Source organism: Peribacillus sp. NPDC097895 (genome assembly GCF_050277555.1).
In the GTDB taxonomy this organism is placed as follows: Bacteria; Bacillota; Bacilli; order Bacillales; family DSM-1321; genus Peribacillus.
Genome location: NZ_JBNNSH010000001.1, coordinates 2,281,815 through 2,297,613 on the forward strand (window position 1 = coordinate 2,281,815; position 15,799 = coordinate 2,297,613).

At 39.6% G+C, this 15,799-nt stretch carries 21 protein-coding genes; 5 read left to right on the top strand and 16 right to left on the bottom strand.

From position 1 onward, the window contains the following. Positions 1 to 316: 316 nt before the first annotated feature. Positions 317 to 904: a glycerol-3-phosphate 1-O-acyltransferase PlsY gene (plsY, locus tag ACQKMH_RS10880; protein WP_427587394.1), complete on the top strand. Its 588-nt coding sequence runs from the start codon at positions 317 to 319 to the stop codon at positions 902 to 904. A 61-nt stretch (positions 905 to 965) separates the two neighbouring features. Here the strand turns inward: plsY and ACQKMH_RS10885 are convergent, their stop codons facing one another. Further along, a complete protein-coding gene (locus ACQKMH_RS10885) occupies positions 966 to 2,264 on the bottom strand; it encodes a protoglobin domain-containing protein (protein WP_427587395.1) in 1,299 nt (432 codons plus the stop codon). A gap of 350 nt (positions 2,265 to 2,614) precedes the next feature. Between ACQKMH_RS10885 and ACQKMH_RS10890 the strand changes: the two genes are divergently transcribed. Continuing rightward, a complete protein-coding gene (locus ACQKMH_RS10890) occupies positions 2,615 to 2,764 on the top strand; it encodes a YycC family protein (RefSeq protein WP_427587396.1) in 150 nt (49 codons plus the stop codon). Positions 2,765 to 3,163: 399 nt separating this feature from the next. Here the strand turns inward: ACQKMH_RS10890 and ACQKMH_RS10895 are convergent, their stop codons facing one another. Next, a complete protein-coding gene (locus tag ACQKMH_RS10895; RefSeq protein ID WP_427587397.1) occupies positions 3,164 to 3,652 on the bottom strand; it encodes an NUDIX hydrolase in 489 nt (162 codons plus the stop codon). Positions 3,653 to 3,741: 89 nt separating this feature from the next. Here ACQKMH_RS10895 and ACQKMH_RS10900 point away from each other — a divergent pair, with 89 nt between their 5' ends. Further along, positions 3,742 to 4,038 (top strand): HesB/YadR/YfhF family protein, encoded by a 297-nt coding sequence (locus ACQKMH_RS10900; RefSeq protein ID WP_427587398.1) that lies wholly within the window; start codon positions 3,742 to 3,744, stop codon positions 4,036 to 4,038. Between the two features lie 43 nt (positions 4,039 to 4,081). Here ACQKMH_RS10900 and ACQKMH_RS10905 read toward each other — a convergent pair whose 3' ends face one another. The 7 genes from ACQKMH_RS10905 to acnA form a co-directional block, all read right to left on the bottom strand. Then, entirely contained in the window at positions 4,082 to 4,375 is a 294-nt protein-coding gene (locus ACQKMH_RS10905; protein WP_427587399.1) for a hypothetical protein, read from the bottom strand. A gap of 26 nt (positions 4,376 to 4,401) precedes the next feature. Further along, a complete protein-coding gene (locus ACQKMH_RS10910) occupies positions 4,402 to 4,833 on the bottom strand; it encodes an acyl-CoA thioesterase (RefSeq protein WP_427587400.1) in 432 nt (143 codons plus the stop codon). Between the two features lie 140 nt (positions 4,834 to 4,973). Next, on the bottom strand, positions 4,974 to 5,219 hold the full coding sequence (tlp, locus tag ACQKMH_RS10915; protein ID WP_427587401.1) for a small acid-soluble spore protein Tlp: 246 nt from the start codon (positions 5,217 to 5,219) through the stop codon (positions 4,974 to 4,976). A gap of 72 nt (positions 5,220 to 5,291) precedes the next feature. Continuing rightward, on the bottom strand, positions 5,292 to 5,435 hold the full coding sequence (locus tag ACQKMH_RS10920) for an acid-soluble spore protein N (RefSeq protein ID WP_230156360.1): 144 nt from the start codon (positions 5,433 to 5,435) through the stop codon (positions 5,292 to 5,294). A gap of 145 nt (positions 5,436 to 5,580) precedes the next feature. After that, the gene (locus tag ACQKMH_RS10925; RefSeq protein ID WP_427587402.1) at positions 5,581 to 5,709 is read right to left on the bottom strand and encodes an FbpB family small basic protein; all 129 of its coding nucleotides are present in this window, start codon (positions 5,707 to 5,709) and stop codon (positions 5,581 to 5,583) included. Positions 5,710 to 6,338: 629 nt separating this feature from the next. Beyond that, positions 6,339 to 6,872 carry a TlpA disulfide reductase family protein gene (locus ACQKMH_RS10930; protein ID WP_427587403.1) on the bottom strand — a complete coding sequence of 178 codons (534 nt, stop codon included), beginning with the start codon at positions 6,870 to 6,872 and terminating at the stop codon, positions 6,339 to 6,341. A gap of 207 nt (positions 6,873 to 7,079) precedes the next feature. Continuing rightward, the gene (gene acnA, locus ACQKMH_RS10935) at positions 7,080 to 9,791 is read right to left on the bottom strand and encodes an aconitate hydratase AcnA (RefSeq protein ID WP_427587404.1); all 2,712 of its coding nucleotides are present in this window, start codon (positions 9,789 to 9,791) and stop codon (positions 7,080 to 7,082) included. A 385-nt stretch (positions 9,792 to 10,176) separates the two neighbouring features. Between acnA and sspO the strand changes: the two genes are divergently transcribed. Continuing rightward, positions 10,177 to 10,329 carry a small acid-soluble spore protein O gene (gene sspO / locus ACQKMH_RS10940; RefSeq protein ID WP_342605415.1) on the top strand — a complete coding sequence of 51 codons (153 nt, stop codon included), beginning with the start codon at positions 10,177 to 10,179 and terminating at the stop codon, positions 10,327 to 10,329. A 165-nt stretch (positions 10,330 to 10,494) separates the two neighbouring features. Here sspO and ACQKMH_RS10945 read toward each other — a convergent pair whose 3' ends face one another. Then, a complete protein-coding gene (locus ACQKMH_RS10945; protein WP_427587405.1) occupies positions 10,495 to 10,758 on the bottom strand; it encodes a DUF2524 family protein in 264 nt (87 codons plus the stop codon). A gap of 115 nt (positions 10,759 to 10,873) precedes the next feature. Between ACQKMH_RS10945 and ACQKMH_RS10950 the strand changes: the two genes are divergently transcribed. Further along, a complete protein-coding gene (locus tag ACQKMH_RS10950; protein WP_061141525.1) occupies positions 10,874 to 11,017 on the top strand; it encodes a small acid-soluble spore protein P in 144 nt (47 codons plus the stop codon). A gap of 212 nt (positions 11,018 to 11,229) precedes the next feature. On the opposite strand, the gene ACQKMH_RS10955 is transcribed toward ACQKMH_RS10950, so the two are convergent. Genes ACQKMH_RS10955 through ACQKMH_RS10980 form a run of 6 tightly spaced genes read right to left on the bottom strand, consistent with a single transcriptional unit; the run spans position 11,230 to position 15,788 of the window. Then, the gene (locus ACQKMH_RS10955) at positions 11,230 to 12,249 is read right to left on the bottom strand and encodes a thiazole biosynthesis adenylyltransferase ThiF (protein WP_427587406.1); all 1,020 of its coding nucleotides are present in this window, start codon (positions 12,247 to 12,249) and stop codon (positions 11,230 to 11,232) included. Beyond that, positions 12,246 to 13,013, bottom strand: coding sequence for a thiazole synthase (locus ACQKMH_RS10960; protein WP_427587407.1), 768 nt, complete (start codon positions 13,011 to 13,013; stop codon positions 12,246 to 12,248). Before ACQKMH_RS10960 ends, ACQKMH_RS10955 begins: the two co-directional genes overlap by 4 nt. 1 nt (position 13,014) lies before the next feature. Continuing rightward, the gene (gene thiS, locus ACQKMH_RS10965) at positions 13,015 to 13,218 is read right to left on the bottom strand and encodes a sulfur carrier protein ThiS (RefSeq protein WP_427587408.1); all 204 of its coding nucleotides are present in this window, start codon (positions 13,216 to 13,218) and stop codon (positions 13,015 to 13,017) included. Positions 13,219 to 13,232: 14 nt separating this feature from the next. After that, the gene (gene thiO / locus ACQKMH_RS10970) at positions 13,233 to 14,357 is read right to left on the bottom strand and encodes a glycine oxidase ThiO (RefSeq protein ID WP_427587410.1); all 1,125 of its coding nucleotides are present in this window, start codon (positions 14,355 to 14,357) and stop codon (positions 13,233 to 13,235) included. A 1-nt stretch (position 14,358) separates the two neighbouring features. Further along, entirely contained in the window at positions 14,359 to 14,970 is a 612-nt protein-coding gene (locus ACQKMH_RS10975) for a thiamine phosphate synthase (protein WP_427587412.1), read from the bottom strand. Positions 14,971 to 15,011: 41 nt separating this feature from the next. Continuing rightward, a complete protein-coding gene (locus tag ACQKMH_RS10980) occupies positions 15,012 to 15,788 on the bottom strand; it encodes an energy-coupling factor transporter transmembrane component T family protein (protein WP_427587413.1) in 777 nt (258 codons plus the stop codon). Positions 15,789 to 15,799: the final 11 nt, after the last annotated feature.

Here is a 15,799-nt window from a genome sequence, read left to right on the forward strand (position 1 = left end):
ATGTTTTTCATCAATTTATACTAGTGGGTATCCTTGATTTATATTTAAGAAAATAAGAAAACATAAACCTTTTATCATTCAGAGAACTTAAACGTATATCAAAAGATGCATGCTCATCAAGGGAAATTCATTTTTTTAGAGGATTTTTTTTCGGACAGCCATACCATTTTGTCACGAAAATGTTACAATAAGAGAAACTTATCAGGTATTTTAAGGCTGTTTTTAGCTATTTCACGACTTTTTTTGAAAAAGGGAACTATCAGCCTCTTAAACGTGATAAAATAAGAAGATTTTTCTTTAAAGAAAGGGTCATAGAATGCTTACATTTATCACTATACTGTTTGCCTACTTGATTGGATCGATTCCTTCCGGTTTAATTATTGGAAAAACCTTTTACAAAATCGACATCCGGGAGCATGGCAGTAAAAATCTGGGCGGGACAAATACCTTCCGGACCCTAGGTGTCAAGGCAGGGCTTACCGTTACGATCATGGATATACTTAAAGGGACTTTAGCTACTTTTCTTCCTGTATTGCTAGGCGTGGATATGAATTTATTGCTAGCCGGCGTTTTTGCAGTCATCGGGCATATGTTTCCCATTTTCGCAAACTTTCGGGGCGGAAAAGCGGTGGCAACATCTGCTGGTGTCATTCTTGCTTATGAACCATTATTTTTTGTAGTTGCCGTTATCATATTCTTCATTACCTTATACATATCCAAATATGTCTCGCTTTCTTCCATGATTGCTTGTCTTCTTGCTCTTATATACAGTTTAGTATTTCATACTAAGGATTGGGCCCTTATTATTGTAATGGCTATATTGACGATTTTCATTTTTTACCGGCATCGGGCGAACATCAAACGTATTATCGATAAAACTGAACCAAAAGTCAAATGGTTTTAAGAGGAAGTCTTGACGCATATCCAAATATAAAAAAGCCCGTCCGCACGGGCTTTTTTATATTCTATAATTCATTTGCCGTGTTGTTCAGGATGCCCGCATGTCCTGACACCTTTTCAGTAGAGTTCCCTATATCCTGGATGACAGATACTAATCCCTGTATTGTCATTTCCATCTCTTTTGAATCCCTTATATTTCCTTCGATCAATCCTATAATTTCATTGAAGGACTTTTCGGTTAAATCCGATTCTTCTTCACCTGCTTGAACAACTTTCTTGACCTTGTGTATGGAATCAACCACTTCTTTCATAAATTCACTGGAAGTATGAACGATTGCATCTATCTCAGTGATTGAATTTTTAGTCTGTTCAGCAAGCTTCCTAACTTCATTCGCAACAACCGCAAATCCTTTACCATGTTCACCAGCACGTGCTGCCTCGATGGCTGAGTTCAATGATAGTAAATTTGTCTGGTCGGCTATCCCCTGTACAAGCTCTACAAACTCGGTAATGCTTAGGAAGGATTGGTTTAACAAAATGATATTTTCATCGACATTTTTCATGAATATAACAAGGTTTTGTATCTTTTCCGTCAAGATCTGCATGCGATTCTGCCCCTCTTCAGCTATCGTTCTTGAATGAAGTGTTTGTTCAGCCCGCGTTGCAATTTGCTCTTTGACATAATGCCCGTTTTCTATCAACTGTTTAACGGATGCATCCGTTTCTTCACTTAATAATAGTACTTCTTCACTAATCAGCGAGATTTTCTTTTTCACTTCCTCTTTGATTTCATTATAATGATTTTCCCTTGCTTTTAAATTTTCCGCTTCATAGGCTTCAAGTACTAACTGCTGTTCGAGATTGAGTACTTTTCCTATCGCTGTTATAAGTGCCCGTTGCTCTTCTTCATTCTTTGTTTGTTCATAGACAATCTTCAGCAATAAATTCTCTACATTTTGAAAACCGGATGAATACCAGCGGGGCTGTAAGCCAATTCGATAATGAGTCTTCGCCACCTTCGTTCGTAATTCAACAAATTCATCGTCAATCACACCATTGAATAGGGATAGCATATGAGTAATAAGCGTTTTCCTCAATTTTTCCACTGTACTGTGCTGCGTTATTATCCTTTTCAAATCAGGAACCTGTAAAATCGTTTGATAAAAGGCATCCACAACTCTTTCGACCTGAGGTTCGATTGCCTCTCTAAAAGCATGAATCAATTTTAAATCGAATTCGTTTAAATCAATGATATTTACCTGAAGGCTCACTTGTACACTGCTTACATTCAATATACCATCCATTTCTTTTGCTTTTTGAAGCCAGATTGCTTTTTCCGGCTTCGCTTTTATGAAAAAGCCCATTTCCTGCTCCCCCTGTTCTTATAGATTGCGATTAGGTGAACCTTAAGAAATACTATCAAAACAATCTGAACCTTTATACCTGTTTTATCTAAAAACAATGACTTACCCGTAATAAAAACCAAAAATAATAGTTCGTTAAGACTACACCTTTTTACCTTATACTGCCCTCCAGCCCACTCGTTGTCAAGGTTAAATGCACTAGGCGATTCCTGCATTCATTTACGACTTTCCATCAAAGGTGTGGTAAAGGTTACTTGTTTAATGAAGAAATGGCCATGTTAGGATTGAATAATAGAAGAGCACAGGCTAAACTGGAACTAGTTAATAATCTACTAATAGGAGAAATATCCATGAAACCATTACAAATCTCACCGGAAACCGCATTAAAGTTATCCAAGTCCCTTAACTTACCCTTGGAGCAAATCATGCATATGCCTACACCCATCTTGCTGAGAAAGCTTGCAGAGGCTGAAGCAAAAGAAAATGAAAATACAAAATAGCTGCAGGAATCTGCAGCTATCAGACTGTAGGCGAACTTGATTTTCATCAAGTTTGCCTATATTTTTTATGGTTTTTACGATTTAAACGTTGATGGAACGTATCGTTAAATGGAGGCCGCCATTGATTTCTCCTTCATTAGCAGTCATAGAATTCATTGTAAACATATTCATGTTTTCGAAAAAATCCTTCTATTGTGGGTGTTTGTGTATATGGCAAGACAGGTGTAATCTCATTTGCAAATAACTATCCCATAATTTGGGTGATGTATAAACTGCATCTGCGGCAACAGCTTCGGGATTTCCAGCCCGGCTGGTGGAATCCTTGAAGTATTGTATAACGACTACAGAAGGATATCGTGAATACAAAACACCGAAAAAAAAACCGCGCATGGGCGGTTTTCAATGGTTCAAAGTCAACTTTCTCGCAACATGTGGCAAATGCTTCTTTTTGACGGATATTAATTGATCATTTTCATAGATACAAGCAAATTCCTGTGGTGGGTCATCCAATAATATATCGCTTAGGTAATACTTTATGTTGGACACGACTTCATCCGCCTCCATTACCCATTGATATGGCTTCCACGCAAGCTTTCCTTCATCACAGGTACTAAGTCTACCCCCAGTATCTTCAGCTCGGTAGACATACATTCCACCCGTTTGGTTCCATGTCACTAACCCTCGAAAGGTCAGCCTCTTCACCCTTAATCCAGTTTCTTCAAGAATTTCGCGTTCCATCGATTCAAGAATGGTTTCACCTTGTTCTATTTTCCCACCTATACCATTCCATTTATGCCTATTCGGTTCTTTTTTGCGAAATAACATCAACACTTCATCTTCGGTAGATCTTGTTCGAGTTATGAAACATATATTATATATAATTTCCATGGTGTTCCCTTTCTGAAACGCACAATATTCGCATCTACTTCATTATTACTTTATACTTAAATGACGAACCTTTAGGAAGGAGAATTAGTATGAAACTAACCATTTCCGATCAAGCAGCTAAGTGGTATATTGATGAGTTGGAGCTACAAGAAGGCTCACATTTGCGCTTTTATGTAAGATATGGTGGATATAGTTCCGTCCAAAGCGGATTTTCATTGGGTATCATGCAAGAAGAACCTGAAAATGCAGCAGCCGTATCAACAATAAATAAAATTAATTTCTATGTAGAAGAAAAAGATATCTGGTATTTCGATGGTCATGATTTACATATTACCTTTAACGAAAATCTGACTGAACCTGAATTCCATTATGAAAAAAGTGCATGACCATTCAGCAGCTTCCTGTAAGCTGCTGTTGCTTTTTTTCTAATTAATCAAGAAGCAGTTCATTAATATTTTCCGCTTTAAGAATTTCCTTTTGCTTATCACCTAATAGGTCATAATGCGAGTAGCCATCCTTCCTGTGATGGATCCACTCTTTTTTCAGACCGTATTTCTTACCCCACTCCGATAATCGATCTAAATCTTTGCACCCCACTTTTGTGACCGTCTTGCAACCAGGAAATCGGTCATCCAGCCAATAATGAGTTAAAAAGGCTACTTGACCTTGATCGATTTGCTGCTTCCAGGCCACTACATCTGCCCGTTTAATGCCAAAAGCCATTTATCAAATCACCTCAATTATTATAATTAAACCAGTTCATCCTGTTTTTTATTTTTCTCATAGGCCTCATGCCAATCTGGAAACATTCGTTTGATGGATATTGGGCGGAAGCTGTCCTTTTTAACACAAACGTGTGTGGAATGACCAGTGGCCGCCACTTCACCTTTCCCATTAACGATTTCATAACCATAAATGACCCGAATGCCGTCATACATTTCGATCCAGGTCTTTACCTTTACCTTATCACCATATCGGACAGGTGTTTTATACGATGCTTGAATATCCATGACAGGCGAGAGGATTCCATCCGCTTCCATGTCTGCATAATAAAACCCTAAATCATTGATCAATTTTGTTCTGCCTAGTTCCATCCATATAAAATAATTTGCATGGTAAACGACACCCATTTGGTCCGTCTCTGCATACCGCACTTCAATTTCGTTTTCTGCTATGAACATTTTCTTTCCCCACTTTCATTTCTAAAGCAATATAAACATTTTACCATAACAGCAGTACAACATTCATTTAAGCTGTTTTAACATGAAAATGGAAGGGGAAGAAAGATTTCGATCTTCTTTCTCCCCCATTGCCTATCCACTTAAATATTATCGTTATTATACCCGCTTTCCCGTGCTTCTTGTTCATCTTGCATTTCTTCCTTCATGCCATCAATGCTCTTTCTTCTCCGCTCATTTTTTGCCTCTATTGCCACTTTCTCCTCCGCTGACGAGAATGATAAAGTTTCATTTGCTTCGGCTATGTTCTCTTCAGTATTTTTAATCGCATCCTGAATTTTTTCAACATTATCCAAACGATTATCCTGATTGTGTTTATATGAGCCCATTATTTTCACTTCACTTCAATTTAATTTTAGTTTACATAATAATGTTATTGAAAATCGTCAATCAAGTCACCCTTACTCGCCTTTAGTTTGAATTACCTGAGCATGTTTGCCTGATTTGTCCTGCATTTGCTTGCCATTATTCCCTCCGGCTGCTCTTGGTTGTGTTCCAAGATGGCTCGGTCTAAAGTGTTTGGAATCTTTTTTTGGATTACTCATTTTATCGCCTCCTTCTCTTATCATGGATAAAAAGGAGGCATTTCATGATTGCCAGTTTTTGAAAAGGCCAAGAAAAAGAGCCAGCACATTGAAGGGGACCTTCATAGTACTGGCTCATATTTTCGAAAATAAACCTTGGCAAATGTTATTCAGCCTTTTGCATATGTCTTTTTTCAAGACGTTCCTCAAGTCTTTCCATTTGTTTAAGGTCCATCAGTAATTCCCTTTTATTTTCTTTAATTAATTCTTCAAATGTTCTTTTTCTTTTTTTCATGATTTTCACCTACTTATTTTTAGTTTATTATTCAGCATGGCCAAATTAACGTAAAATTATGACTATATGGTTCCCATTTCATAAATTGTCATAATTATCAGTTTTTTCAAACCGATAATTTTCTATTACTACGCCCTCTATACTTTAACCCTTTTTAATGAATATTAACCAAAAATTTTGAATTTTTTTAAATCTTTTCATTAACTTTTGACAATTTTGTTAACATATTTTAATTCCATGAGAAAACGGAACCGTGTAAAGGTTCCGCCAGACTGTACAACGTCAATAATATAGGTATTGAAATTCGAACGTTGATTGGCACGGAGTGCACTCGCTTTCCGCGGGCGGGTACGCCCTCGGCGCTTATGCGCCTGCGGAGTCTCCATTGGACGCGTATTCCCGTAGGAGTCTCATACACCCGCTCCAATCAACTTATTTAAACAGTTAGATAGACGATTAAAGAAGTTGAAACCAAAATGGGTCAGCGTTGGTTTTTAGGTTACGTTTTCATGATAAAGTGTCTGATGTCTCAACGTTCGGGAAAAATTATAAGCGTCGCTTTAAAGATAATGACCTCGGAAGACGTCACTATTCTCTATAACTGCCCAAAAAAAGTCAAAAAGGTTCCGTTACTGCATGCTATTGATATTTCGTTCCATATCCTTTAGTTGCATGGCCGAAATTACCTTATGCCTGATGATGCCTTCTTTGTCGATGAAGTACGTAGTCGGAATGCTAAGAATCTTATAAAGCTCATTTACTGGATTTTTTGCACTTTGACTGTCCAATGGAATGGTAAAAGTAATCCCATTTTCCTCTGCAAATGCTCGGACATCGTTTTCCGGGTCAATATTGACAGCAAGAATGACGACATCATCACCTGCCTGCTGCGAATATTTCTGCATATCCGGCATTTCCTTTTTACATGGCGGACACCACGTAGCCCAGAAGTTCAACATTACCTTTTTCCCTTTATAATCCGATAATTCAACCTGTTTACCATCCAAAGTCTCTAGGGAGAAATTCGGCGCTTTCGCTCCAATATTCAATCCTCCCAAGGAATCTTTTTCGTCATTTTTGGTCGGTTCATTACCCATCGCTTGCACGATCGCTACCGTAATCAGTGACAGTAAGACAACCGCAGCAATAATTTTTTTAACCATACTCGTCCCCCTAGTCCCATTACAACCAAAATATTTGCCAGTTTCCAGAAATAGAACAACTTCCTATTCCATCTTAACAATAAAAGGATATCCGGAAAAGTGCTTATCCTATAATCATATCATGTTATTCCTCTGTTTCATAAACTTGACACATACAAAAAAAAGCGGTAAACCTCACTTGTAGGTTTACCGCTTTAAAAAGCTGAATTAGCCTTTTAATTTATTACGTAATACCATTTGAAGGATACCGCCATGACGGTAGTAGTCGATTTCGATTTCAGAGTCGAAACGAACAAGTACATCAAATTCTTTTACGTTTCCAGCTTCATCAGTAGCTGTTACTGTTACGATATCACGTGGTTTAACTGTTTCGTCGATTTTAACAGCAATCGCTTCTTTACCAGTTAATCCTAGTGTTTCAGCGTTTTCGCCTTCTTTGAATTGAAGAGGAAGAACACCCATTAACGCAAGGTTAGAACGGTGAATACGTTCGAAGCTTTCTGCGATAACTGTTTTGATGCCAAGAAGGTTAGTACCTTTTGCAGCCCAGTCACGAGAGCTTCCCATACCGTAGTCTTTACCAGCAATTACAGCAAGACCTGTTCCATCAGCTTTGTATTTCATACAAGCGTCATAGATAGCCATTACGTCGCCAGTTGGCCAGTAAGTAGTGAAACCACCTTCTGTACCTGGAGCAACTTGGTTACGGATACGAATGTTAGCGAATGTTCCGCGCATCATTGCTTCATGGTTACCACGACGAGAACCGTAAGAGTTAAAGTCACGTGGTTTCACTCCGTTTTCACGAAGGTAGATACCAGCTGGAGTATCTTTACCGATTGCACCTGCAGGAGAAATATGGTCAGTTGTTACTGAGTCACCGAATTTACCTACTACGCGCAAGCCAGAAAGCGGGTTAACGGAACCTGGTTCTGGTGATAATCCTTCAAAGAATGGAGGATTTTGAATGTATGTTGATTTAGAATCAAAAGCGTAAATCGCTTCGTTGCTTGTTTGGATTTCATTCCAACGTTTGTTATCGTTGAATACTGTTTCGTATTCTTTACGGAATAATTCCGGTGTAACCGTTGATTTAACAGCATCGTTAACTTCTTCTTGTGATGGCCAGATATCAGCAAGATACACATCGTTGCCGTCTTTATCTTTACCAAGTGAATCATTGTTAAGATCGAAGTCCACAGTACCAGCAAGTGCATATGCTACAACCAAAGTTGGAGAAGCAAGGTAGTTTGCTTTCACTAATGGATGAATACGACCTTCGAAGTTACGGTTACCAGAAAGTACTGAAGTTACCAGAAGATCTGCTTCAGCAACTGCCGCTTCGATTTCATCCGCTAATGGACCTGAGTTACCGATACATGTTGTACAGCCGTAACCAACTACGTTGAATCCTAATTGATCAAGGTATGATTGAAGACCTGCATCACGAAGGTAACCAGTAACAACTTTAGAACCTGGTGCCAATGATGTTTTTACATAATCCGGAACAGTCAATCCTTTTTCAACTGCTTTTTTAGCAATAAGACCTGCCCCAAGCATTACGTATGGGTTAGAAGTATTTGTACAGCTTGTGATTGCAGCAATTGCGATCGCACCTGTTTTCATTACCGTTTCTTTACCATCGGCAAATTTAACAGTTACTTCTTTATCCAATTCAGAATTGTCCATGCCGAAACCTTGGTTACCCATAGGTGCATTGATAGCATCATGGAAAGATTGTTTCATTTGAGAAAGTGGAATCAAATCTTGCGGGCGTTTAGGGCCTGAAAGGTTTGGTTCAATTGCTGAAAGGTCGATTTCCACAACATCATTGTATGCTGGATCTTCGTTTTCAGGAGAGTAGAACAATCCATTTTCTTTGCAGTAAGATTCAACCACTTTAATTTGTTTTTCATCACGGCCTGTTAAGCGCATGTAATCGATCGCTTCTGCATCAACAGGGAAGAAACCAACTGTAGCACCGTATTCAGGAGCCATGTTAGCGATTGTTGCACGGTCAGCAAGTGGAAGGAATCCTACTCCAGGACCGTAGAACTCAACAAATTTACCAACTACGCCATGTGCACGAAGAACTTGAGTCACTTTCAATGCAAGGTCAGTAGCTGTTGTTCCTTTAGGAAGTTGACCAGTCAGTTTTACACCGACTACTTTAGGTACCGGGAAGTATGAAGGCTGTCCAAGCATGCCTGCTTCTGCTTCGATACCGCCGACGCCCCAACCAAGAACACCAATACCGTTGATCATTGTAGTATGAGAATCTGTACCGAATACAGAGTCAGGGAATACTTCAAAATCTCCGTTTGGAGTTTCAACTGCATGCACTACGTTCGCAAGGTACTCAAGGTTAACTTGGTGAACGATACCAGTTGCTGGTGGAACCGCACGGTAGTTATTGAATGATTTTTGAGCCCAGCTTAGGAACTGGTAACGCTCTGCATTACGTTCGAATTCAAGATCCATATTGGCATCAAGGGAATCGATTGTACCTGCTTTATCAACTTGTACAGAGTGGTCAATTACAAGGTCAACTGGAATTTCCGGGTTGATTTTGTCAGGATCTCCACCAAGTGCAGCGAATGCATTACGTAGAGAAGCTAAATCAACGACAACTGGAACACCAGTGAAATCTTGTAGGATAACACGAGATGGTTTGAAAGGAACATCTATATCTTGTTGCTCGCTTGTTCCCCATTTAGCAAGGTTCGCAACATGTTCTTTTGTGATTACTCTTCCGTCTACTTGGCGAAGTACCGCTTCAAGTAACACTTTAATGGAATATGGAAGGCGAGATACTTGGCCGTCCCCTGCTTTTTCAATAGCGTCTAGGCTGTAGTAGTTGTAGCGTTTTCCTTCAATTTCAAAGGACTTACGCGCTTGGTATACGTCATTTTTCGTCATGAATATTACCCCCTATTAAACTGTCAGAACGTATTCTGCACATAAAAGTAAAACCTGGTTCACTGAAACCATGTTTACAATAAATATAAGTAAAAAAGTTAGTTTGTCGAATTTTCTCTCTCTTCTCCCACCCTAACTCTTCCTTCAACTTAATACTAATATAGAATTGAGTATAAGTAAATATCAAGAAAGTTATTGTTTTTGATAAGTTTCTCTTATAGAAAAAAATCCCTCACATATTAAAGTGCTTTTAGATAGCCTTGCTGATATGCCGTTTATTGAAAATCCTCCCATTTTTGACCTGATAAATTATTCCAGTAAAACTTATTACTCATGCATACATAATCATTCAGCATTATCGCATTCTATGGATGGAGGTGTCGAAATGACAAAACAAAAGGCTAATCATGTAATACCAGGCATGAATGCGGCAAAAGCGCAAGGTAATGGAGCGGGATTCAATGATGAATTGGGAAATGAACCGCCATTATCCGAAATGCAAAGGCAAAATAATAAAAAAAGAAAGAAAAACCAATGATCTTCCTCATCTCTAGGTTTTAAACAGGAAAGGCTTTTTGAAAATGCAGATACTCTGCATTCCTCAAAAAGCCTATTCCATTCTCACGTAAAACGCGTAAACTTATGAGTAAAGTGCATAAACCTCACGAGTAAACGAGGATGGATTCTGAACAGAACCAGTCACTCAATAGTCCTCTGAATTGACTTCATTGACGATAGCTTGTATATCCTGTTCGAATTGTTTCAATTGTTCTCGCTGATGCTCGGAAGCAGTGACTAAAGCAGATTGTATTTGCTGATAGGCCTCGTTCACTTCTTGCTTCACATGTTTCAATTCTGTGCCGTAGTTCGGTTCGGTCTTTTCTAAGGATGAATATACATCATTTACTTGTTGGTAACTTTGCTGGGCTTCTTGGAATGTCCTTCGCTTATCTTGTTTATCCTGCATTAGTGTTCAGCTCCTTAATTAGTATCCATCCATAGGATGTACGAGGTTTTCAAATATATGTATATGAATAAAATTTCACGGACTGATTATCTTAAGTAGTAGGAGGGATCAGCACATGAACAAAAATGATGGTAAAGATATTCGAAAAAATGCACCTAAAGGAAATAACCCAGGACAACCTGCCCCGCTAAGCGGTTCACATAAGGTGAAAAATAGACAGCACTCCCGTCAGAAACATAACAGCGGTCACGATATGTAATGTAAGCTTTTATATATGCGTTCCAAAACGAAGCGGTGCCCCCCTTTTAAAAGGCAGACACCGCTTTTCTTCTATTGATATTTCCGCAAAAACAAAACGCGGATAGCAAAAAACTTCCTATTATATACCCGTTTTTTTGAGCGATTCTTTCACTTACCCAAAACCGTTTATAGTGAATATTTAGTGATAGCCATTCCTGTTATCAAATTTTTTCAGCCAAAATAACGGTGATATAACGTTTTGGCCTCTGCAATATCTTTTGTTCCATGAATCAAGGCTCGTCCGTCTTTAAAAACGACCAACCGATGGGTTCCGATTGTAAATGAAAGTAAATAAGGATTTCTTTCGATTTTACCACCTTGGGCAAGCAGATTTTTTTCGAGTTCCACAAAATCTCTATCGTGCTTCATCGACGGCCGAATCTGGACAGAGTCCCTTCCGCATAAAACAGCTGTTTTTGTTCGATTCGAATAAGAAAGATGGGGATAGGTTGGATTCTTCCCACATGACAAACAACTGTCATTTTTTAATTTCGCTACATTTATGGATGAATGTTCGTTTTTCCAAAGATCAAATGAAACGATTTTGTTTCTTAGGGATGCATAATCATCGACAAGAATTTTTAAAGCTTCTGTCATTTGATGGGCAACGACGGTTTGTACGGCAGGGCTAATGATTCCAGCCGTATCACAAGTCAGCCCACCAATTGGAACCGTTTCCAGCAAGCAATTCAAACATGGGGTCACCCCAGGGATCACCGTGAAACTTATCCCATAACTCCCTACACAGGCCCCGTAAATCCAAGGTATTTTAAATTTTTGTGCACTATCGTTAATAAGCATCCTCGTATCGAAATTATCAGTTGCGTCCACTATTAAATCCACGCCACAAACGAGCTGCTCCAGTTCATCAACCGAGACATCAGACACAAGCGATTTTACGATAACATCTGAATTTAACGCATTTAAACGATTCTTGGCAGCCACTGCTTTTGGGATTCTTTTTTCAGCATCCTCTTCACAATAAAGCTGTTGTCTTTGAAGATTGCTCCACTCAACATAATCTCTGTCAACAATGGTCAGTTTCCCAATTCCTGCACGTACAAGGCCTTCCGCGCTTCCCGTACCGAGAGCCCCCGCTCCAATCACCAATACATGTTTTTGGCGAATTTTCGATTGCCCTTCTTCCCCTATTGGGACAAAAAGAGCTTGACGTGAATAACGCTCATTCATCCAATGCTCATTCCTTCAACTGGACTGCTTGCAATGGCGTACTCATTTTTTTCTATTCTGCCGGCTTCATACCCCAAGCGACCTGCCTCAATGGCAAGTTTCATCGCTTTCGCCATTTTGATTGGATCTTTTGCACCGGATACTGCAGTATTAAGCAGAACACCATCTGCCCCTAATTCCATGGCGATTGTTGCATCTGAGGGTGTTCCTATTCCCGCATCAACAATTACTGGAACCTCGGATTGTTCCATGATGAATCGTAAGTTCAGTGGGTTTATAATGCCTTGACCTGAGCCAATTGGTGAAGCACCAGGCATGATTGCATGGCAACCCACTTCTTCAAGCCGTTTTGCTAGCAACACATCATCCGAAGTATAGGGTAATACGATGAATCCAAGTTTCACTAATTCTTCAGCGGCTTTTAAGGTTTCAATAGGATCAGGCAGTAGTGTTTTTTGACAACCAATGACTTCTACCTTAATCATGTCACATAAACCAGAGGCCTTTGCAAGCTGGGCTATGCGCACTGCTTCTTTAGCCGTTTTAGCTCCTGCTGTATTGGGAAGGAGTGTATATTTTTTCAAATCCAGCTTTTCTAAGAAATTAGGTTGAGTGGCTTCAAAGATATTCATTCTCCGGACTGCAAAAGTTAATATTTCCGTCTCTGAAACTTCCACCGATTGCTTTTGAACATCGAAATTCGGATATTTTCCAGTACCTAATAATAATCTTGAAGAAAATTCATAAGAACCAATCTTTAACATATCATCCGCCTCCTACAAAATGTACAATCTCTACCTTGTCACCATTTGACAAACGTGTTTCACTTTGATTTTCTTTTGCCAGTATTTCATCATTCAATTCAACGATCACTACTTTATGATGTAAATTAAAGTGTTGCAAAAGTCCTGTAACAGTTGACTCATCTGCAGGAATACGTATTTTTTCCCCATTAATAATCAATTCCAATTCAATCACCTCCATTAAGAAAAAATGGTCTGTATCGAACGATTCAATCGAAAAGCGGACCATTCAGGTTTGGTCTTTCTTTCCACAAGATCCGCTATAAGCACGCCTGTAATTGGAGAAAGAAGGATACCATTCCTGTAGTGACCCGTTGCAATGAAAAGCCCTTTGTATGCTGGATGCTCACCAAAGTACGGCAGGCCATCACCTGTTTGAGGGCGTATGCCTGCCCATGTTTTTTCCCATTCGGTTCCTTTTATTGCTGGAAGCAATCGCGTTGCCTTTTCTATTAACGTCGAAATCCCTTCCATACTTACCTTTTGATCGAAAGTGTTCGCTTTAACCGTTGCCCCGACGATGATTCTCCCGCCAACTTTGGGTACAAGATAGCAGCCATGTGAAAAGATCGTTTTTTCTAGCAATGGACGATCAGCCAGGACGGAAAAGCACTCTCCCTTTACCGGGTAGGTATCGAGGTTTATCCGTGTTTTTTCAAGGAGGAAAGCACTCCACGCCCCACTTGCTACAATTACATTTTCACTAGAGAATTCGCCTATATTAGTGACCACTCCTTTTACAGAGCCGTTCTCCGTACGAAAATCAGATACATGGACAAATTCCTTGATATCAACACCAAGGGCAGTTGCAGATTTACTAAAAGCGAGCGACAGACTTGTTGCTGAGACTTGTCCATCCTTCGGGATATACATGGCACCCTTAATCTCATCCGAAAGAAGCGGTTCCGATTTCCTTATATCGGCAGTCGGTAACCATTCCGCCTCAAGTCCGGCGTTTTGCTGGATTTTGATCATGTTCTTCAACTCGGCTACCTGATCATTCGTTAATGCCACTTTAAACATACCTTTATTCACTAATTCGATATCTATCCCGCTTATGTCTTTCAATTCTTCTGCAAGGGCTGGAAACATCCCCCTGCTTTTGCTTGCCAATGTAAAAAGGGGGTTATCAGCTTCCAACTCGGATTGTGCTCCTAACATCCCGGCTGCCGCACTGGATGCTTTACTACCAAGTCTATCTTTTTCCAATAAAAGGACCTTTTTACCTCGTTTGGCTAATTGAAAAGCAATGGATCCACCAATTACTCCTCCTCCAACAATGATTGCATCATATATGGAATTCATCTTATGTCTCCTTTCCTAAAGACTTCAAATATTCTTTAACGGCTATAACCGGATTTTCAGCTTCAAGCACACCTGACATGACCGCGATTCCTTGTGCCCCCGCATCCCGCACGACATGACAATTGGAAGGTGTTATTCCGCCTATTGCAATAATCGGAAGATTGACATTTCTTGTGATTGCATGAAGTTCCTCCACTCCCTTGGGAGGAAGGCCGCGTTTCGAATCCGTTTCAAAAACATGTCCATAAATCGCGTAATTGGCTCCATTACGGAAGGCCGCTTTCGCGTCATCCATGGAATGGATCGAACAGCCGACACTCATCTCTGGAAATGATCCTTTTACAACTCCGGCATCTAAACTATGAAAAGCCAATTGCACACCAAATACTTTCTGTGCCCAAGCTACATCCACTCGGTCATTAATGATGATTTTAGATAATGGGATCTTCTTGTCATGTAATAGGGTTACTGCTCGATAGAGATCTGATGCACTCATATGCTTTTCCCTTAAATAGAAGAAATCAACATATTCCTGAATGCTTGAAGCAATCTCCACGAACTTTTCAATTGGCTGTTTCCCAGTTGAAATAATATGCAATTCCTGTGCATTCATACTAATAACCCCTTAACTAGTAAAGTGACAATCTTATACATTCAAATAGGCAGTAATGGGAATTGAATCGATAGATAAAACCCAGCCAACAGCAGGATGATAAAATACAGAATGAATCCATGGTCTTTTTTTGAAAACCCAAATTCATAATAGTATGTTCGATCCCGAGTGTCTGAAAATCGCTTCGCCTCCATCGCAACCGCGATTCGGTGAGCTCGCCTAATGCTTCCGGATAACAACGGGATGGAATAGGCTTTCATTTTAAAATATACCGATTTAATCCCTTTTCCCTTTTCAAAACCGCGTACCTTCATCGCGTTTCGTATCGTTTGGAACTCCTCCATCATGATGGGGATGAGCCTTAATGCCGCCATGAAACTATAAGCATATTTCGGTTTAAGCTTAACTTGCTGCATTAACGAATAAAACAAGTTCACGGGTCTCGTCGTCAAGGAAAAAGTTAAACCTAGTGCCGCAAAAAGCAAGGCTCGAAAGCCTACCAGTAATCCCCTCATGAAACTTTCTTCCGTAATCGATATAAGACCCCACTCAAACCAAAGTGTCTCACCTTTACCGAATAAAATCATTGCTAGAGAAGTGGATATAAAAATGAAACAAAACGGGATGGACAAAAGCAAGATGCGTTTTATCGAATGCCCGGTAAAACACAAAAATAAGAGTAAAACTCCAAGCGTCACATTCATCATATAATTCAGATCATGAATGAATAACGCCACAATGCATAATACAATCAATGCGACAAGTTTAAGGCTTGGATTAACCTTATGGAGCCATGTTTCTGCACTTGAAACAATCACCTACATGACAC

What these genes read in the sequence shown, in the direction of transcription:
- plsY (WP_427587394.1), top strand. Translation starts at nt 317, where the DNA reads ATGCTTACATTTATCACTATACTGTTTGCCTACTTGATTGGATCGATT.
- ACQKMH_RS10885 (WP_427587395.1), bottom strand. Translation starts at nt 2,264, where the DNA reads ATGGGCTTTTTCATAAAAGCGAAGCCGGAAAAAGCAATCTGGCTTCAA.
- ACQKMH_RS10890 (WP_427587396.1), top strand. Translation starts at nt 2,615, where the DNA reads ATGAAACCATTACAAATCTCACCGGAAACCGCATTAAAGTTATCCAAG.
- ACQKMH_RS10895 (WP_427587397.1), bottom strand. Translation starts at nt 3,652, where the DNA reads ATGGAAATTATATATAATATATGTTTCATAACTCGAACAAGATCTACC.
- ACQKMH_RS10900 (WP_427587398.1), top strand. Translation starts at nt 3,742, where the DNA reads ATGAAACTAACCATTTCCGATCAAGCAGCTAAGTGGTATATTGATGAG.
- ACQKMH_RS10905 (WP_427587399.1), bottom strand. Translation starts at nt 4,375, where the DNA reads ATGGCTTTTGGCATTAAACGGGCAGATGTAGTGGCCTGGAAGCAGCAA.
- ACQKMH_RS10910 (WP_427587400.1), bottom strand. Translation starts at nt 4,833, where the DNA reads ATGTTCATAGCAGAAAACGAAATTGAAGTGCGGTATGCAGAGACGGAC.
- tlp (WP_427587401.1), bottom strand. Translation starts at nt 5,219, where the DNA reads ATGGGCTCATATAAACACAATCAGGATAATCGTTTGGATAATGTTGAA.
- ACQKMH_RS10920 (WP_230156360.1), bottom strand. Translation starts at nt 5,435, where the DNA reads ATGAGTAATCCAAAAAAAGATTCCAAACACTTTAGACCGAGCCATCTT.
- ACQKMH_RS10925 (WP_427587402.1), bottom strand. Translation starts at nt 5,709, where the DNA reads ATGAAAAAAAGAAAAAGAACATTTGAAGAATTAATTAAAGAAAATAAA.
- ACQKMH_RS10930 (WP_427587403.1), bottom strand. Translation starts at nt 6,872, where the DNA reads ATGGTTAAAAAAATTATTGCTGCGGTTGTCTTACTGTCACTGATTACG.
- acnA (WP_427587404.1), bottom strand. Translation starts at nt 9,791, where the DNA reads ATGACGAAAAATGACGTATACCAAGCGCGTAAGTCCTTTGAAATTGAA.
- sspO (WP_342605415.1), top strand. Translation starts at nt 10,177, where the DNA reads ATGACAAAACAAAAGGCTAATCATGTAATACCAGGCATGAATGCGGCA.
- ACQKMH_RS10945 (WP_427587405.1), bottom strand. Translation starts at nt 10,758, where the DNA reads ATGCAGGATAAACAAGATAAGCGAAGGACATTCCAAGAAGCCCAGCAA.
- ACQKMH_RS10950 (WP_061141525.1), top strand. Translation starts at nt 10,874, where the DNA reads ATGAACAAAAATGATGGTAAAGATATTCGAAAAAATGCACCTAAAGGA.
- ACQKMH_RS10955 (WP_427587406.1), bottom strand. Translation starts at nt 12,249, where the DNA reads ATGAATGAGCGTTATTCACGTCAAGCTCTTTTTGTCCCAATAGGGGAA.
- ACQKMH_RS10960 (WP_427587407.1), bottom strand. Translation starts at nt 13,013, where the DNA reads ATGTTAAAGATTGGTTCTTATGAATTTTCTTCAAGATTATTATTAGGT.
- thiO (WP_427587410.1), bottom strand. Translation starts at nt 14,357, where the DNA reads ATGAATTCCATATATGATGCAATCATTGTTGGAGGAGGAGTAATTGGT.
- ACQKMH_RS10975 (WP_427587412.1), bottom strand. Translation starts at nt 14,970, where the DNA reads ATGAATGCACAGGAATTGCATATTATTTCAACTGGGAAACAGCCAATT.